This window comes from Paenibacillus sp. FSL F4-0236 (assembly GCF_038000135.1).
In the GTDB taxonomy this organism is placed as follows: Bacteria; Bacillota; Bacilli; order Paenibacillales; family Paenibacillaceae; genus Paenibacillus_AQ.
The window spans coordinates 702,136-720,530 of record NZ_JBBOBK010000001.1 but is presented as its reverse complement, the minus strand read 5'-3'; the positions used below and the strand labels follow the sequence as shown (position 1 = coordinate 720,530).

Here is an 18,395-nt window from a genome sequence, read left to right as displayed (position 1 = left end):
AGGCTCTCACTACCCCCAGCTCGCTGAATCGCAACAATATCGCTCATTACTTTCCCGATCAATGCACGTTCTCCCGAAGTGGAGCAAAACGGCGATAATCTTATAATTAAACTGTTCCTATAGTAACGGAAAAATCGGATTTCGTCAAATCTTGTACTTGTCGAGCTGATCCAGGAAATTCTGTGATTTTAGCTTTAATCCAAGCTGCACATCCATAAAGGCACGCATAATTTTTTTTAGCTCATCACGGCTGCTTTCTTTGACATCCACATTCCCTAATCTAGTTAGATCAAGTCTGGCGAATAAGCGTAGTAATTTCAACGCACGAGCAGAGACCTCCATTGCTGGCGGATCATTATGTTTACAGCTGCGGCAGAGTGCTCCACCAAGGCGAGGGCTTATCAGCAGTTGTTCATCAGGCTTTTCTGCTCCACATATCACACAGGTGTCGAACTCTGGACCATAACCGGCTGCTTGCAAAATCTTCATTTCATAAACATTTATGATAACTCCAGGTTCCTTATCTTCTTCAAGTGCGTTCAAGCAGGCCGTAAGCTGGCGAAACCAGAAGCTCCCCGTCTCCTCATCATGCAGGACTTTATCAAGCAGTTCACAAGCGTATGATGCATATGCTGCTTTAATCAAATCCTCACGCAGAGGGTGGTGAGACTTCGTGATCTCGCCGGAATTCAGCGTTCCAAGACCTCCGTTATTTCTAAAAAAAACAAATTCCCCGACGGTGAACAGCTGGATCAGGGCAGCATGGCGGCTCTTAACCTTCTTAGCACCTCGTACCAGAACTCCTACTTTCCCGGCGTTCTCGGTGCAAAGCGTAATAATTGCGTTCCCCTCGCCGTAGTCCATGCTGCGGATGACGATCCCTTCCACCCTGTGTAGCATGCCTCTTCCCCCAACCATTCGGCAAGCAACCAGTCCTTATTGCGCTTCTTCATCACAGACCTTCTCTTCTTCCACTAGCTGTAATCCACTGTCTTCAAGTGGATAGCCAGCTTCCTTGTATAGCAGGTAAGCATCGACGTCTCCTGTCATTGCAAAATACTTCCACGAAAAGTTTCGCATTCGTATTCATCCTTTCTTGGGAAAGACGATGTCTCTTCAAGAATTAGGATGTGCGATGAGCCAGGTTCTATCCTTGCAATTCCTGCCAAACGAGGAATGACGGATAAAGATCTTAAAGGTCTTTATGGAAGCCCAAATCCCGCAGAACGCGGTCCTGATTACGCCAGTCTTTTTTCACTTTTACCCATAGCTCCAGAAAAATCTTCGAACCCAAAAGGTTCTCAATGTCAGTTCGAGCACGTCTGCCAACCTCTTTCAGCAGCGCACCTTGCTTACCGATAATGATCCCCTTCTGAGAATCACGTTCAACAAAAATAACGGCAGACACATGCACAACACCATTCGGCTCAACCCTCATATCTTCGATAGCCACAGCAATGGAATGCGGTACTTCTTCGCGCGTCAAATGCAGAATCTTCTCACGAATTAGTTCTGCGCACACAAATTGCTCAGGGTGATCCGTAATTTGATCTTCTGGGTAGTATTGCGGACCTTCTGGTAAATACTTAGCGACTTGCTCTAATAGCGTGTTAACATTGCTACCCATCTTGGCAGAAATTGGAATGATTTCAGCAAAGTTATGCAGCTTGTTATACTGAGCCATAAGTGGGAGCAATGCTTCCGGCTCTATTTTATCGATCTTGTTCAGTACAAGAATAACTGGCGTCTTAAGTCCGTTTAATTGCTCAGCAATGTATCGGTCTCCACCACCCAAACCATCTGCAGCATCCACAAGGAACAGCACAGCCTCAACTTCACCCAGCGTGCTCATTGCAGTTTGGTTCATGTAGTCGCCTAGCTTGGACTGTCTTTTATGAATACCTGGTGTGTCCAGGAACACGATTTGCGAATTATTCGTTGTATAGACCCCATGGATTTTATTTCTAGTGGTCTGTGGCTTATCCGACATGATTGCAATCTTCTGTCCAATAACCTGGTTCATGAGTGTCGATTTGCCTACGTTCGGTCTGCCGATAATTGCGACAAAGCCTGATTTGAATTTCATATTATCTTCCTTCCATACTTTCCTTCTAGTTCAATCTTTTTCAATCATTCAATCTTTTTTAAAGCTTTTTCGATTCCCCCTAAATCCCCCTTAGCCAAGGGGGACTCCAAGGGCCCTGGCCCTCTGGACACCCGGAAATAGACGTACCTGCAACGTTCGGCGGGATTAGAAACGGTCGTGCATGAGCGCTTTCGTCCCCTATCGGGGACACGCTTCACTGTCGCTTATTCACACGGTTCGCATTAAGCTCACCATGGATAAAGATTACTGAGATGATTGGCTTTAGGCTGTGTTACAAGTAACCTTACGTAATTAGAATCGCTGGCGGCGTTGCCGCGGCGCTTACCTCGTAATGTTACTCTAACAACACATAATTTGCACGATTTTAGCCTAACTTGATTGTTAGCGCACACTTTTAATTGTATTTTGTACAACTAATTTGAGTTTGAGTTATGCTTTTGGTGTTTTAATTGCATTCTGTGCAACTAAGTTCTACCTCAAAAGCCAAATGTGGATTAAAGCGTAAATTTAATTGTATATTCTGCAACTAAATTAGGCTTGGACCGAAATAGTGGCAGTTTAATTGTATATAATGCAACTAAAGTAGCTTAACACTCAACAATGAGCTAAATTTACTCTGGAGCTTGTCCTTGCTTCAGATCTACGGGACCAAAAGCGCCGGGAAGTAATTCTCCCACCGTCGTCTCAACAATATCGCCCTTCATGTTTCCAAGGATAACCTTCATGTCGGGTGAACACAACTCGATCATAACTTGGCGGCATACACCACAAGGAGATACGGGGCCATCGGAATCGGCAACAACGGCAATTGCCTTGAAAGAACCGATAGCATGACCGTCAGCGATGGCACGGAATAACGCGGTGCGCTCTGCACAATTGGTTGGGCCAAAAGCAGCATTTTCTACATTACATCCGTGATGAATATGACCATCCTGATCAAGAAGGGCGGCTCCAACTCCGAATCGGGAGTAAGGAATATATGCCTTAGCACGTGCTTTAATCGCTTCTTGCATAAGAAGAGCGGAATCCATATTTGGGTCCTCCTAAAGTTTTGTTAGCGCTACATCGTGGAATCACTTCGTACAAAACTTGCTTTGAAAGCATCCACTTAGTTTTGTTAGCAATACTTCATTGAATTTTCTTCGTACAAAACTCGCTTCCTAAACATCCAGTAACCAAAGAGGCGGAATCGCAAAACGCGGGTCCGCCTCTCCCCTGAATTGAATTGTAACCTGATTATGACATAAGTCCGGTAATCCAGTCCATCACCGGGTGGTAAAAAACATAGACCCCGACTAAGACAGCAAACACCGCCGTAAGAAGCACAGCTCCTGCGGCGGTATCTTTTGCTCTCTTAGCCAGTGGGTGAATCTCCGGCGAGATCAAGTCTACCGTCGCTTCAATTGCTGTATTGAGCAACTCGGCGGTTAAGACAAGCGTGATGGAGAAGAGCAGCAACATCCAACTGGCCAGCGGAAGTCTGAACACGGCAGCGGCAACAAGTACAACCACAGCCAAACAGCAATGCACCTTCATGTTAAGCTCGGATTTGAATGCCGATACGATACCTTGCGATGCAAACCGAAAAGAGTGCCAGAACTTCTTATGTCCTACCGCCGTGTTCTTCACCATTAGCGAGTCAACCCAACCTGAGCTAGTACTTTCTCTTGCTTAGACATCATTTCAGCCTCTGAAGCTTCATCCTGATGATCATATCCTAACAAATGCAGAAATCCGTGCACAAAGAGGAAACCAAGCTCACGCTCCAGCGAATGACCATATTCCTGCGCTTGCTCCTGAGCACGAGTTACGGAAATGATGATATCTCCCAGTACATCCGGAACATCTTCCAGCGCTTCGCCTTCTTCTACTTCGTATATAATGTCCAGCTCGTCCTCTCCGCTTTCATTCATCGCAAAAGAAAGTACGTCCGTCGGACGGTCAATTCCCCGGTATTCCAAGTTCAACTCATGAATACGAGTGTTATCGACAAAAGTAAGCGCAACCTCTCCCTGATCGATCCCTTCCGCCTCACCTGCTTTTTGCAAAATGCTCTCCAGCAGTGCTATGAGATCGTCCTTTATCTCGTATTCTTCTTGCTCGTTATCCCAAACGATCTCCAAACTCATGGGTTAGCTGCCCCTTCCTCTTTTTTCGGCTTACGCACATCTTCTGGGTATTCGATCCGTGAATGGAAAATCCCCATGACCGTTTCTTTCAGCGTCCGTGCAATAATGTCCAATTCTTTAATCGTTAAATCACATTCGTCAAACTGATGATCATCCAGTCGACTTTTAATAATTTTCTCAATCATCGTTTCCACCTGAAGGACGGTTGGTTTGCGCAAGGATCGCACCGCAGCTTCAACACTGTCGGCAATTCCTACAACAGCCGATTCCTTCGACTGGGCTTTCGGGCCAGGATAACGGAAATCTTCCTCGGTAAAATCAGGCTCTACACCTTTTTCTTCCGCCAGCTTCAGGGCTTTATGGTAAAAATAATGCAGGAACGTCGTCCCATGATGCTGCTCAGCAATATCACGAATCGGTTTGGGCAGCTTATATTCTCGTTGCATCTCCACCCCATCGCGGGCGTGAGCTACAATGATAGATTTACTAAGCTTCGGTTCAATAGAATCATGTGGGTTTTCCATATTATTCTGATTTTCAATAAAATAAAACGGACGTTTTGTTTTACCAATATCATGATAATACGATCCTACCCGGCACAATAGGCCGTCTGCTCCAATCGCTTCTGCGGCCGCTTCTGACAAGTTACCTACCATTACGCTATGGTGATAGGTTCCTGGTGTTTCCGTAAGAAGCTTGCGCAATAAGGGATGGTTCGGATTAGACAACTCTACCAGCTTCAGGGCAGATAGAATACCAAAGGTAGCTTCAAAGAAAGGCATCAGACCAATCACAAGCACTGCAGTCAAAAGTCCACTCGCAAAAGCAAAACCAACGGCATACAGCGTGCTTACATCTTTCCATTCACCACCAGCTAAGAGGGTCAGCATAAAGACGGTCACACAGCCAAAAAGGGATACCATAATCCCGCCTTTTAATAATGTGGAACGCTGGCCTGCACGATGAGTGGCAAAAATAGCTACATAACAAACAACAATTGAAAAGAAGCCAAAGGTAAAATCAAACACCGAATTCTGCTGAACATTCAAAATGATACTGGCGAGTATACTGATCAGAATAGAACAGAAGTACGCTAATGTCATATCCAGAAGCATGGTAATCAGCATAGCACCAATGGCTACTGGAGCCAGATACCCGAGATAGGAATGGACATCCGTCTGCAAAATTGCGGTCAACCGCATGGAGATGATCGTAATAACAAACACAAGCACCAGCATTAATAACTGGGAATTATTATACTTGAAGCCCGCAGTTCCGCCAGAGTAACGGATAAACACCATCAGACCCGCAGATAGCATGGTAGCAAGTAATAGCAATCCAACCTGAGGCCAATAGTTGACCTCATTGCTTAGCAGGCCATTCTCATCCAATAGGGCGTACAGCTCAGGGGTGATTTTTTGCCCTTTAGCGACAAGAACCTCCCCTTGCTCAATAAACACATCAGGTGTGTTCTCACGAGCCTGTACCTTCGCTTCCTTCGTTGCATCTTCGTCATAGAACTTATTGCTTGTAATAACGAGCCGGACTAACTCTTGCACAACCTCACGCGCCGTACGCTGACTCAGAGAGCTGATACTGACCTGCTCCGCCACTTTGGCGCGCGCAGTCTGGGCGTCCGTGATTTGATCGTTCATCAGCCTAGTCACAATATCACGAGCGACAGGCTTCATTTCGATAATGTCCTGAGAGGTCAGTCGCGGAATCTTAATGTAAGTTTCATCTGGAATGACATAGGTCTGCTCTTTTATGACAGATTGCATTTCCTCCAAAAGATGATCGGAATAAGTGCCTCCACCCCGATTTGAGGCTATGAAATTCAAAATAAAATCATTGGCTCTCTGCGGGATCTCATCACGATAAATCTCAGTCTTATCGCTTTGCGAAATCAAATCATCCTGATTCAGGCGATCAATCCGGTCCAGTAGCGATGTCACAAGATTATCGGCCCTCATCGGGATGATTTTATACTTTGGAGATACACCTTCGGCCGCTTCTTCCGCCGCCTTTAGTGTTGCCTTCTTGTCCAAAATTTGCTTAGGCGCTGTTATCTCCTTCGCGCTGAGCGTATTCTCTTTAATATCGTACCGCTTAGGTAGTAGATCGGGCGACAGGCTGAAGTAGAACACAAGTCCGAGTAACAGGAAAAGAGCATAGCGTGTCGCCGCGCTATACTTCCATCCGTTGTTCGTATATACAAATCCGCTTAATTTAGATGGTTGCTTTGAAGCCATGAAGACAATCCCCTTTATTGGAGGTTTTCGGCAGAGCGGTCATAGGCAACGATAATTTTCTGCACCAGGGAATGCCGTACTACATCCTGCTCCGCAAAATAAACAAAACCGAGTTCTTCTATGCCGGATAAAATCGCTTTAGCCTCAATCAAACCGGATTTCTTGCCGCGAGGCAGGTCAATCTGGGTAACGTCACCCGTAATCACCATTTTGGACCCGAAGCCGAGTCGAGTCAAAAACATTTTCATTTGCTCAGGCGTTGTATTCTGGGCTTCATCCAAAATAATAAATGAATCATCCAGCGTACGACCACGCATATAAGCGAGCGGAGCAATTTCAATCAATCCCCGTTCAAGTGCCTTAGCCACCTGATCGGGCCCCATAACGTCGTATAAGGCATCATATAACGGACGAAGGTATGGATCTACCTTTTCTTGCAAATCCCCTGGGAGGAACCCTAGACTCTCTCCTGCTTCTACTGCTGGGCGCGTAAGAATGATACGCTTAACAGAACCTTCTTTAAGTGCCGTAACTGCAAGCACTACCGCCAAGTAGGTCTTACCCGTTCCTGCAGGACCGATTCCGAATACAATATCACGCTTCTTGATCGTTGTCACATAATGCTTCTGGCCAATCGTTTTGACACGGATAGGCTTTCCACGAAAAGTTGTTGTAATTTCTCCCTTGAACAAATCGAGCAATTGATCGACCCGAAAGTCTTTCGCCAGCTCCACAGCGTACTGCACATCACGTTCAGTAAGTATGTAACCGCTCCGAATGAGGGACAGCAACACATTAAACAATTGTCCCAGCATGTCTACTTCCCGCTCCGCACCACGTATCGTTAACTCTGCTTCACGGGAATCAATAATAGCAGGAATTTCACTCTCGATGATTTTTAGGAATCCATCTTGCGGGCCGAACAGCGATTGCGCCTCTCCCGCATTTTGCAAAGTAATACGAATGCTTGCAGTCTGTTCTGACAAGTAGCCTCATTCTCCTCAATTGTTTACTATTGGCAGTTCTTCGGAAATTTTTTCTTCTACTTCAAAGATCACTTTCATATAAACTTTACCATTCTCTTTCTTCTCATGCAAAACTTTTTGACTTTTGATGACGCTATCAACGCCATAACGCGCCAAAATATCATTCTTCGCTCGCTCTATTCCCTTTTCAAATCCAGCCTCTGGAGTTAATGTCTCACTTGTTTCACTAATCTCCATTTCTTTCTCAGTCATTAGGCCCAGCGGCAGCTTAATGGACCGCCAGGACAGCGGATCGTGCTCAGTAAGTGTTCGTGATTTCTCAAAAGGAGAATCGCCATAACCCCATAGCTGGATAGCCCATTTACCAAGCACCAGATAGGTTCGATCCTTACGCTCCCCTGTATATGAGCTATTTGTTGTTGTAAGAGGCACTTCTATATTGTATTCATGCCACACTAGACCCTTAACCTCACCTTTAGCCACCACATACTGTACATTCTCTTCGTCGCCTAAAGCACCCGAGATCAGGATATCCCCTTTTTTAACCCGTGAGTTACGAGCCACAACCGGTCTGCCCTGCTCCGCATATATTTCAGTTACCACCGCATCTGTTCTGCTAATCAAATGCCGCTGACTAAGTAGAGGTTTGATATCCGGCTGTTTAGATTCTACCACCTGAATTTTAATGCTCGTCCCCGTCCGCTGCACCCCTATCCATGAAACGCCGGGTAATTGGGCTAGGAGCCCCTTAGAGAGCTTGTCCGGCTCATCCAGACGCCATATCCATTGAAAAGGATACACCCCCTCCTGGCGAGCAGCTGCCAATATATCCTCGGAGGCAATTTTTTCATTTCCCTCGACTCTAATGCTCCATATCATCGTGGATAACATAAAGAGCATAATCCCGAATACCAATATTCCCATGCCAAAAAATTTACGTTTCCAAAGCCGCGCCATCAAAAAAGGCAGTCCGCTTCTTCCTGTAACGTGCATCCGACAGCCTGTCTTCTTTAAAATCGGACGGAGGACATAAAAATCATTCAGAAGCAGCTTAAGGGAAGCGCCGCCCTCAGCGGGCCTCACATCCCAAATCACTATACCTGCTTCAGAAATGACATTAATGAATCTCTCCACCTGAGGCCCCGTCACATGCAGTGTAACGAATCCCCGCAGTGATGAAAGAGGTGGTTCCTTCATGATTTCCCCTCGCTTTCTTTATATCTGATCTCTCCGATAATGCCTTCTACCGCCAGCTCCTGACCAAGAATATTGCGAATGACAAGATCCTCGCCTGTGATTTCAAGCGATCCTTTAGCTAACGCGAGCTTAAGCTGGCCTGAGGAAAAATGCAGCACGCCGCGATGATTCTCGATATACAGTTCCTTATTGCCGATCAGGGTGATCCGGGGCATTTCCTGTAGTAAGTCCTGTGGTAAATCCAACACCCCGTTTGTCCATCCCCGCAGCCTGCGGCCAATACGGGTCATAAGTAGACGCTCCCCCTTCCTGCCTTCTGTACACCTTATGCGGCAACGCTTTTGTTTATGAGAAGAACTCATAAAGGAGCACCTTTCAGGTATAAAAAACATAAAAAAGCCTCAGCTTTCCTATCGTTAAGATAAGAAAGCTAAGGCTTAATTGTTACTTGACCGAAAATTACGATCTTCGGGAGGAATGCGGCTGGCGAGCACGCGGAGGTCCTAGAATCTCCGCCCAAACCACACCATTACGCAGCTCATCCCTATTCCCTGTTCTATTTGACTGAACATCTGTATCAGGGGATGAACTCTTCGTCTTCTTCGACCTGGGATCTGCTCCCGCTATTCCATCAAAAGCAGATTGAAGACGCCGCACCTCTTCCTGCATTCTTTGTGTGCGTAACTCAACTCCGTCATCAGCATGCTCCAAAGACATACCTTCTCCAGTAGAATAATCTGGTGTCGGGATGTACGCAGGCTCTGGAAAGGCAGGTGATGCGTCATACTCACGGGAGGATGTAGTAACAGGAGCAGGAAACCCGCTACCAGACTGTTCTGGCTGATCTCTGTTCCCGTCTACATCCTTATTACGGTGGAGAGGATTCCCGTCTCCTCCGCCAAAGGTCGGCATCCCTCCGCGTGTAGTACCTTTGGGTTTGTTCTTCGTAGCTTTGTTCACATTGGATACAATCGCGAAGATAATAACCGCAACAATATAGATCCAGCTCATGGAGATTCACATCCCCTTTTATTTATTATTGTTAGGACGGTTATTATCGTCCTGATCATTCATTTTGCCGAGGGAACCGCGCATTTGGGTATCTGCCTCGATATTTTTGATGTTCATGTAGTCCATCACACCGATTTGACCATTTCTGAGTGCCTCAGCCATCGCCATAGGCACCTGAGATTCAGCTTCCACAACAAGCGCCTTCATCTCAACTACACGTGCTTTCATCTCTTGCTCATGAGCGACAGCCATTGCTCTGCGTTCTTCTGCCTTAGCTTGTGCAATACGTTTATCCGCTTCTGCTTGTTCGGTTTGAAGATACGCACCGATGTTCTTGCCTACATCGATATCCGCAATATCAATAGAGAGGATCTCAAAAGCAGTACCTGAATCCAGACCTTTCGACAATACCGTCCGAGAAATCAAATCCGGATTTTCCAAGACATCTTTATGTGAATCACTTGAACCTACTGTCGTTACAATCCCTTCACCAACACGGGCAATGATTGTTTCTTCACCCGCACCACCCACGAGACGGTCGATATTGGCACGTACAGTTACACGTGCTTTTACCTTAACTTCAATCCCGTTTTTAGCGACAGCCGCAACAACTGGTGTTTCAATTACACGAGGGTTAACGCTCATTTGCACAGCCTGAAGCACATCGCGTCCTGCAAGATCAATAGCCGCTGCGCGTGTAAATTCCAAAGGAATATCTGCACGTTGTGCTGCAATAAGCGCATTAACCACCCGGTCTACGTTACCACCTGCGAGATAGTGGCTCTCCAGTTGATTAATATTCAGTCCAAGACCTGCCTTAGTCGCTTTAATCATTGGATTAACGATTCGACTTGGTGTTACACGACGCAGTCTCATCGCTACTAGGGTAATAATACTAATCCTAACCCCTGACGCCAGTGCAGAAATCCAGAGCATGACCGGGAAGAAGCTTAAAAAGACACTCAACAAAATGACTACGACTACCGCAATCAACAAAAAAGTAATTAAAGATGCTTCCATAACTTTACAACCTCCAGTAAATTATTGTGGAGCTACTATTCGCCATACCCTTTATCTTTTACCTTATTCCTTAATTTCCTTCACCACAATCCGTCCGCCCTCAACTTTTACAACAGAGACCGGTGCATTAACACTAATAAAGCTGCCTTCAGTAACGACATCTACTCGCTCGCCGCCAATCATAGCCGTTCCGGATGGACGAAGTGGAGTAATACTGTTTCCTATAGCTCCAACTAAGCTTAACTTTTCTTCAACAGGTACAAATCCCTGATCTTTAGAGAGCGTATCCTTTAAAATAAACCTATTCCAAATTCCACGTTCTTTAAAGGCGACAGCCACAATCACAATGACTACTGTTGCAGCCGCGAATGCGATACCGAGACTAAACAATGCATGTGTGAAGCTGTATGCTGCGCGTACGACACCTGCCACAAGGCTCACGGAACCAAGTATCCCCAATATCCCAAAGCTCGGCACGAATAGCTCCAGCACAAGCATGACAAGTCCGATTATGAACAAAAGCCAAGTCTCTGATCCGGCAAACCCTGCTACAGAATTTCCGAAAAAATATAAAACAAAGGCTAATGTCCCAATAATCCCAGGTGCACCGAAGCCCGGAACGATCAACTCAATCACAATGCCTGTGATCCCGATGAATAGCAAAATCGTCATAATAATCGGATTCGTCAGAAATTGCGACATTTTCTCGGCACCCGTATGCTCCACACGAAAAATGTCATCTGTAGTATAACCTAACCAAGTAATCGCCTCTTCTGGAGTGGTTGTAATTTGATCAGCATAACCAGCTTTTAAAGCTTCGTCACTAGACAAGGCAATAATTTCGCCCTGCGCTTTAGATACGCCAAGATCTGGCTTATCCACAACCAAATTACTATCGACCATTCCCGCAGCAATATCAGGATCACGCTCATTTAGAGCAGCGGCTCCAATCATTTTTGATTTCCAGTAGGAGACCATCTTCGCGTCATCTACTTTCTGGCCGCTACTATCTACTAGAGATGCAGAACCGATCATGCTGCCCGGCTTCATGATGATTGCACCTGCGTTAAGTGCTATGTAACTGCCTGCGGAAGCGGCATCACCTTTAATAAAAGCAGCCGTAGGTATGTCACTATCTCTTACCATCGTCCCAATCTGTTCTGCTGAACTCACCAGTCCACCCGGTGTATCCACCTCCAGTACAATTAGAACCGCTCCATAATTAGCAGCTTCTGCGAACCCTCTTTCCAAAAAGCTTTGCAGACCTCTTTCAATTTTCTGATCAACCGGAATAATAAACACAGGGCCTTTCTTCATCTCACCATTCGCAGCATTCGGTGCTTTTGGTACTGTTACATCAGCGCTGACATTCGGGATAAACGGCGTTAAGAGCAGTAGCAGTAAAACAACTGGAATGCTGGCTAACATAATTTTCCGTAATCTTTTCAATGTTTTTACCTCCCTTCTTCAACTTGACCCGGGACACATAAACTTTATTACGTTGTAAGCGTAACTACGTTTCAAAACAAAGAAAAGCACCCCTTTTACAAGGGGTGCTGGCGCTATATTATTGCAGAAATTGCTGAACCGCTTGGTTCACGAGTTTACCATCGGCGCGACCTTTGACCTTAGGCATCAGTGCGCTCATGACCTTACCCATTTCGCTTTTCGAAGAAGCACCGGTTTCCTGGATGGTCTGCTGTACAATTGCTTTAATTTCTTCTTCGGAAAGTTGCTCGGGAAGATACTTAATAATAATCTCGATTTCTGCCTTCGTACTCGCGGCAAGCTCGTCGCGACCCGCTGATTCAAATTCTTGGAGGGCATCTTTGCGCTGTTTGATTTCACGACTAAGGATATCAAGCACTTCGTTGTCGTCCAATGTTCTCTTCAAATCTATTTCAAGATACTTTATTGTAGAACGAACCATTCGAATCGTGGAGAGCGTGAACTTGTCCTTACTCTTCATCGCTTGCTTCATATCTTCGTTCAATCTCTCGCTAAGATTCATGCGTGGGTAATCCTCCTAAAACTTTCTCTTACGAGCAGCCTCAGACTTCAGCTTTTTCTTAACGCTTGGCTTTTCGTAATGTTTGCGTTTCTTCACCTCAGCCAAGACACCATCTTTTGCGATGGAACGTTTAAAGCGACGAAGTGCAGCATCAATTGTCTCGTTTTTGCGAACTTTCGTTTCAGACACAGTTTCCCCTCCCTCCGACCATACCGTCCAAGAGCATAACACGGTTTATCAAATTCCATTATAGGTCAAACGGAAATAGGGTGTCAACCTTCGTGTTATTCTTTTTTTCTGGCAAGTTCTTCAACATTTAATGATTGTACTATGCGTGAGAAGCTGAGTTTCCTGTGAGAGCTCCCAGCTTGGCCCCACCAAGCAAGTGATAATGAAGATGAGGCACAGCTTGTCCACTATCTGGACCACAATTATTGATCAAACGATAACCAGATTCGGCAATCCCAAGGTCGATAGCGATCTGTTGCGCTACACTGTGAATTTCTGCAATTAGCGGAAGATCCTCAGGTGTGACATCATTCATGGAAGCAATGAACTTCTTTGGAATGATCAACACATGTACCGGTGCAGCCGGCTCGATGTCGTAGAATGCAAGAATACGTTCGTTCTCAAATACTTTTTTGGAAGGAATAGTACCCTCAATAATTTTGCTAAACACGGTCTCCATAGAGTGCTTGCCTCCTAAAAATTGGTGAAATTTCACTTCATCATAAGATAATCATACAGGATAATCACCAATTACGAAAGACGCTAGAAGATTCAACATCCACACTCTAAAACTGTATCTATTACAGAATGAAATCCGTTTACAAATGAAGTTGAGCTATATATATACCCGTAGGGCCTAAAAAGGCAAAAAAAAGAGAAACACCCTTCACAGCTTATAAAGCTGATTCGGCGGCGGACGTATGAAAAGGAGTACATTCCCGGTCATACGTCCGCCGAGGTGTTTCTAAAGTAATGTCGGCTTAGCTGTATTATAACAGCGCGTTGATGCTGTATCTGTGATATCGATCACACAGTTTAAAATGCTTCACATTTTTTCCAAAAGGATACGCGATCCCCCTCCACCTTGTTCAGCAGGAACTACCACCAGCTTGCGCGGCAACCTTGCACGAAGCTCTGGAACGTGGCTGATAATACCGACAGACAGCTGGTCATTATGCAACCTTTCAAGTGATGTAATCACTGTATCCAGCAGCTCTGGGTCGAGAGTACCAAACCCTTCATCTAGGAAGAAAAATTGCAACGGATATTGCCCACGCAGCTGGATCTGAGCTGAAAGAGCAAGTGCCAGCGAAAGGGATGTTAGGAAGGTCTCTCCACCAGACAGGGTTGAGACAGGTCTTCTCACCCCGCCGTTCCCGTCATCACGGATCACAAAGCCGCCACCCGAATCAACCTCCAATGCATAACGCTGCTTACTCAGGAATCGAAGCCGCTGGGAAGCGGACTGACACACCTGCATCAATTGTTCCTCAGCAATGTACTCAACAAAGGCGTTCCCACGTAAGACCGTCTGTAGTTTGGAGAGTTGATCTTGCATAGAAGCGTGCTCAATCCGCTTAGCTTCGAGCTCCATCCAGCGAATATGTCGATGCCGCAGGTCCTCCAGATCACGCTCTGCACGTGCTCTTGACTGAAGAGATACTTCATCCTCAGCCTTGCTTTCTCTTAAGATCCCCTGACTTTCTTGCCATTCTTCTTCACTTAAGCTGGCTCCGTCAAGCTTCTCTTCAATATTACGCAGTTGCAACGAGACCTCAGCTTCTTCGGCACGATGAGCACGTACGCGGGAATAAGCCATTTCCCTTGCTTCGGATGTGAGCGCTGCTCCTTCAACCTCAGTGGCTGAACTAAACGGTGAAGAAGCCAAGCTTTGTTCCCAATGACTGGTAGCTGCTACGTAATGTTCACGCGCAGATTCCGCAGCCTGGCGAGTAATCGCTGCTTCCTTAACCTCATGCTGAGCCTTCTCCGCCGCTGCGAGATGTGACTGCTTGCTTGTCTCCAGAGCAGTTAACAATTCCTGCAGACGTCCTTCACATTCCGCTAGAAGAGGAGCAGCAGAACGACCATTCGTCCACTCCAGTAGACGCTGTTCTTTTTCACGCTGCAATTCTTCCTTGCCTTCGATCTGTGTGATCCACTGAGCCAGCTCTTTATCCAGCCCCGTTATGGTCTCTTGAAGGTTCTGCACTGAAGCACTTTTCTCCTCCAGAAACTTGACACTGATATCAAGTCGAGATCTAATTTCTTCAGCTTGTGCATCCTTAGCTAACAGATCACGGTAAGCTTGTTCCACTTCTCCAGGTGCCAGATCCGGGAACTGCTGTGTCCAGTTCTGCCGTAGAGCCGTTAGCTGGGCGCTGAGTTCCTCAGCTTTGGCAGCAATTCCTTCTACCCAGCTCCGTTCACCTGCGACAGCTGCCGCTTCTTTGAGGCACAGCTGCTGGACCTCCTGCATCGATTGCTGCCACTGTACCGCAGTTCGGCGTACTTCACCTGACTGTCCTTTTAATCCCAAATGTGCAGCTTCAAGTTCTGCCAAGGCTTTTTCATCTGGAATGATTAAATCGGTGGAAGTAACTGCACTACTTACTTCTGAACCTGCAGCTGCAGGGTGATTTGCCGCTTCGATGACTTCATTTCCAAATACCTGCTCCAGCCATACTTGATCCTGTTCACGAAGACCACGGAACAGATGACGAGCTTCCAAAGCCCGTCTAGACAATGTTCGAACTTGCTGAAGCTTCATTTCCAGTTCTTGTTGCTCTAAGCTATCCTGCAATAATGCAGGTGCAGGATGATGCTCGCTGCCGCATACAGGGCAGGGTTGTCCTTCTTCCAGCTCCTTAGCTAGTGCTAACGACAGTCTGTGAAGCTCTTGATCCTTCATAGCCGCTTCCAAAGAGCTGACATGTTGCTCCAGGCGGTCCGCTGCAGTACGCGCAGCTTCTTCTATCGCCAGCAGCTTCTCTTGATGCAGCGCCGCCTCGCGGATCAGTTGCCCGCGAGCAGCTTCCTGCAGCTTGCGACGGCCCTCGGCCTCCGCGAGTCGCGCCTGCGCAGTCGCAAGTGCAGCGGCACGCTCGCGGCGCTCCTTCTCCGCCTTATCCCACTGGGATTCGGCGGAGTGCAGCCCTTGCAGTCTCTGCATCGCTTCTTGCAGAGACTGCCGCTCCTGGGAGCGGACACCGAGCGGCTGCAAGCTCTGCTGCAGCTCTTGCTGGCGCTTTTGGCCCTTGGCCAAAAGCTCACGCTCCCGGGCCATTCCCTCCCGCAGCTCCGCCAGCTTGCGGGAGGCCTCTTCGCGGCGCTCGCGCAGAGCCGCGAGTTCGCGCCGTAGGCCGCCGAGCTCGGACTCGAGCTCGAGCGCGCGGCGGTAGATGCCGGCCCCCTCCCGGAGGGCCGGCTCTTCCGCCGCAAGCGCGGCCTGCGCAGCAGCCGCGACGGCAGCGGCACGCGCCGCCTCCTGCTCGGCGGCGGCGGCCAGCACCTCTTGGCCCTCCGCGCGGGCCAATCGGCTCTTAAAGGCTTCTTCCGCGCTGCGCCATGCTTTCAGCGCGGGAAGCCTTGCCTCGGCCTCGTCAGCTTGGCCGAGCTTCTGTTCAAGGAGGAGAATCTCCTCCTCCTTGGCGAGCAGCCCCTGCCGCTGCAACTCGCGGCGGGTCCGTTCCTCTTGGAGCTCGCGTATACGCGCAAAACGCTCCGAGACCTGCAGCGCCGCCTCCAGTTTGCGGCGGCATTCCGCAGCATAAAGGGTGGCCTGCTCGAGGCGCTCCGCCGCTGCCTCTACATCCCCTTTGCCTGCACTGCCAAGGCCCTGCTGCTCCGCTTCCAGCGCGCGAAGCGCAGCCTCATTCTCCTTCACCCGGCGGCTAAGCTTGATCGCAAGCTGATCGCCATACTGTTCCAGGTGGAACAGGCGCTGCAGCATTTGCCGGCGATCTACGCCACGAAGCGATAAGAATTCGGCAAATTTCCCCTGCGGCAATACAACCGCTCGCGTGAAGTCATCCATTTTTAGACCGATATGCTCCTCCACACAGCGTGTAACATCTGCGAGCTTATCCGCCATAACATTATCACCGTCAGGTGTGATTTCAATGAAACGGCTAATCGTGTTGCTGACAGTTTGTTCACCAGTCCGCTTGAACTTCCTTTCAACACGATAACGATGTGCCCCCGCGGAAGAAGTGAGCTCAAAGGTAAACGCCACGCTAAGTGAATCTTCAGAGTGGTTCATAATCCCCTGTGTTCCATTAACGGCACGTTCCACTTTCCCGTACATCGCCAAAGTAATAGCATCCAGCAAGCTAGACTTGCCGCTGCCCGTAGGTCCAAAAATCCCAAACAGACCCGTCTCACACAGACTTTCAAAATCTATTTCTTGCATTTCTCTATAACTCTGTAATCCTGCTACTTTTAATAGAATAGGTTTCACCTTAGTTCTCCTCTCCTTCCTCCGGCTGACGCCGTTCTTCTTCGGTTAGCTGTAAGAACAGCTCTATCAAGCTATCCTCCGGTTCTGCTCCACCTGTCTGACGCTGATAGAATTTACGGAACAATTCTTGCACCGGCATTCGTGAACGGGCAGTTTGTTCGAGCTCCATCTCCATTTGCGGGTAGATTGGACGAATATGAATGATCCCCTCGCGTGATTTGCGCAGGCGCTGAATATCATTCATCGACATGGCTTCACTAAGCCGAATCTCCAAATCTATAAAAGCAGAAGCATCTCTACCTTCATCCAGCCAGTTATATACCTCCTGCAATCCACCAGTGGAGCTCCATCTTACAAGCGGACGCCCACAGCGAAGATAAATTTCTTCAAAGGTTGGCTCACCACCCGGCGCAACATCAATAAGCGTCACCGATTTAGCCTGTCCTGCTTCAGAAAAACTGTATGCCAGCGGAGATCCGCTGTAACGGATCATTCCTTCCCCTTTGACACGTTGTGCGCGATGAAGATGACCTAGTGCAGTATATTGCGCTCCACAAGCCAAAGCAGAAGGATCAACGGTATACGCTCCGCCCACTTGAATTGGACGTTCCGAATCACTTTCCACACCACCAAGCACATAAATATGGCTCATCGCCAAATTTACAGTCTGCGGCGTGAATTCCCGTCCCAACAGCTGCATGAGCTTGCCAACCCGTGCACTATAAGCCAGTCGAAGCTCCTCTTCTCCGCTATCTCCTGCAAGCAGTTCACCGAGACGCGCCTCGGAGGGATAAGGAAGAGCTGCGATTTTGGCGATCTCACCCGTGCGTGCAGCATGAACAGTCACTGGCTCTGAGGTAGGAAGCCCCACTAATGTAATCCCCTGCCTTAGTACAAGCGGTGAAACTGAAGATACGCGCTCCGGTTGATCATGATTTCCGGCGATCACAACAAGGGGCCTGCCCCCTGAAGTCAGCCTTGCGGCAGCCTCATAGAATAGTTGTTCTGAAGCCGCTGGTGGATTAACGGAATCGTACACATCTCCCGCCATCATTATCAAATCCACTTTATGAAAATCGGCGATCTCCACCAATTCATCTATGAACTGCTCTTGCTCCTTCTGCCGGCTTCTTCCTTCCAGCGTTCGGCCGAGGTGCCAATCTCCCGTGTGCAATATCCGCATCTTCGTCCTCTTTCCCCGCTCCTATGCGGTA

General features: G+C 47.7%; 18 protein-coding genes. All 18 read right to left on the bottom strand.

Annotation, left to right across the window (positions count from 1 at the left end):
• Positions 1 to 144: 144 nt before the first annotated feature.
• A complete protein-coding gene (recO, locus tag NSQ29_RS03280; protein WP_042190931.1) occupies positions 145 to 900 on the bottom strand; it encodes a DNA repair protein RecO in 756 nt (251 codons plus the stop codon).
• Between the two features lie 36 nt (positions 901 to 936).
• On the bottom strand, positions 937 to 1,080 hold the full coding sequence (locus tag NSQ29_RS03275) for a YqzL family protein (RefSeq protein WP_076117313.1): 144 nt from the start codon (positions 1,078 to 1,080) through the stop codon (positions 937 to 939).
• Positions 1,081 to 1,192: 112 nt separating this feature from the next.
• Positions 1,193 to 2,086, bottom strand: coding sequence for a GTPase Era (era, locus tag NSQ29_RS03270; RefSeq protein ID WP_042190933.1), 894 nt, complete (start codon positions 2,084 to 2,086; stop codon positions 1,193 to 1,195).
• A gap of 632 nt (positions 2,087 to 2,718) precedes the next feature.
• Entirely contained in the window at positions 2,719 to 3,138 is a 420-nt protein-coding gene (locus tag NSQ29_RS03265) for a cytidine deaminase (protein WP_042130321.1), read from the bottom strand.
• A gap of 205 nt (positions 3,139 to 3,343) precedes the next feature.
• The gene (locus tag NSQ29_RS03260) at positions 3,344 to 3,739 is read right to left on the bottom strand and encodes a diacylglycerol kinase family protein (RefSeq protein ID WP_042190936.1); all 396 of its coding nucleotides are present in this window, start codon (positions 3,737 to 3,739) and stop codon (positions 3,344 to 3,346) included.
• Positions 3,739 to 4,236: an rRNA maturation RNase YbeY gene (gene ybeY, locus NSQ29_RS03255; RefSeq protein WP_076117315.1), complete on the bottom strand. Its 498-nt coding sequence runs from the start codon at positions 4,234 to 4,236 to the stop codon at positions 3,739 to 3,741. Before ybeY ends, NSQ29_RS03260 begins: the two co-directional genes overlap by 1 nt.
• Positions 4,233 to 6,488, bottom strand: a complete 2,256-nt coding sequence (locus tag NSQ29_RS03250; protein WP_076299663.1) for an HD family phosphohydrolase — start codon at positions 6,486 to 6,488, stop codon at positions 4,233 to 4,235. Before NSQ29_RS03250 ends, ybeY begins: the two co-directional genes overlap by 4 nt.
• Positions 6,489 to 6,502: 14 nt before the next feature.
• Positions 6,503 to 7,474 (bottom strand): PhoH family protein, encoded by a 972-nt coding sequence (locus tag NSQ29_RS03245; protein ID WP_042190944.1) that lies wholly within the window; start codon positions 7,472 to 7,474, stop codon positions 6,503 to 6,505.
• A 15-nt stretch (positions 7,475 to 7,489) separates the two neighbouring features.
• Positions 7,490 to 8,671 carry a sporulation protein YqfD gene (yqfD, locus tag NSQ29_RS03240; protein WP_341124361.1) on the bottom strand — a complete coding sequence of 394 codons (1,182 nt, stop codon included), beginning with the start codon at positions 8,669 to 8,671 and terminating at the stop codon, positions 7,490 to 7,492.
• On the bottom strand, positions 8,668 to 8,961 hold the full coding sequence (gene yqfC / locus NSQ29_RS03235; protein ID WP_060621997.1) for a sporulation protein YqfC: 294 nt from the start codon (positions 8,959 to 8,961) through the stop codon (positions 8,668 to 8,670). Before yqfC ends, yqfD begins: the two co-directional genes overlap by 4 nt.
• 169 nt (positions 8,962 to 9,130) lie before the next feature.
• On the bottom strand, positions 9,131 to 9,682 hold the full coding sequence (locus tag NSQ29_RS03230) for a hypothetical protein (RefSeq protein WP_076284785.1): 552 nt from the start codon (positions 9,680 to 9,682) through the stop codon (positions 9,131 to 9,133).
• A gap of 18 nt (positions 9,683 to 9,700) precedes the next feature.
• Positions 9,701 to 10,702, bottom strand: a complete 1,002-nt coding sequence (gene floA, locus NSQ29_RS03225; RefSeq protein ID WP_042190951.1) for a flotillin-like protein FloA — start codon at positions 10,700 to 10,702, stop codon at positions 9,701 to 9,703.
• A 63-nt stretch (positions 10,703 to 10,765) separates the two neighbouring features.
• Positions 10,766 to 12,130 carry an NfeD family protein gene (locus tag NSQ29_RS03220; RefSeq protein WP_076284868.1) on the bottom strand — a complete coding sequence of 455 codons (1,365 nt, stop codon included), beginning with the start codon at positions 12,128 to 12,130 and terminating at the stop codon, positions 10,766 to 10,768.
• 139 nt (positions 12,131 to 12,269) lie between these two features.
• On the bottom strand, positions 12,270 to 12,713 hold the full coding sequence (locus NSQ29_RS03215; RefSeq protein WP_042190953.1) for a GatB/YqeY domain-containing protein: 444 nt from the start codon (positions 12,711 to 12,713) through the stop codon (positions 12,270 to 12,272).
• A 15-nt stretch (positions 12,714 to 12,728) separates the two neighbouring features.
• On the bottom strand, positions 12,729 to 12,902 hold the full coding sequence (rpsU, locus tag NSQ29_RS03210; RefSeq protein WP_036657994.1) for a 30S ribosomal protein S21: 174 nt from the start codon (positions 12,900 to 12,902) through the stop codon (positions 12,729 to 12,731).
• Positions 12,903 to 13,041: 139 nt separating this feature from the next.
• Positions 13,042 to 13,401 carry a histidine triad nucleotide-binding protein gene (locus NSQ29_RS03205; RefSeq protein WP_042130338.1) on the bottom strand — a complete coding sequence of 120 codons (360 nt, stop codon included), beginning with the start codon at positions 13,399 to 13,401 and terminating at the stop codon, positions 13,042 to 13,044.
• Positions 13,402 to 13,767: 366 nt separating this feature from the next.
• The gene (locus tag NSQ29_RS03200) at positions 13,768 to 17,181 is read right to left on the bottom strand and encodes an AAA family ATPase (RefSeq protein WP_341124360.1); all 3,414 of its coding nucleotides are present in this window, start codon (positions 17,179 to 17,181) and stop codon (positions 13,768 to 13,770) included.
• A 1-nt stretch (position 17,182) separates the two neighbouring features.
• A complete protein-coding gene (locus NSQ29_RS03195; protein WP_339266598.1) occupies positions 17,183 to 18,364 on the bottom strand; it encodes an exonuclease SbcCD subunit D in 1,182 nt (393 codons plus the stop codon).
• Between the last annotated feature and the right edge of the window lie 31 nt (positions 18,365 to 18,395).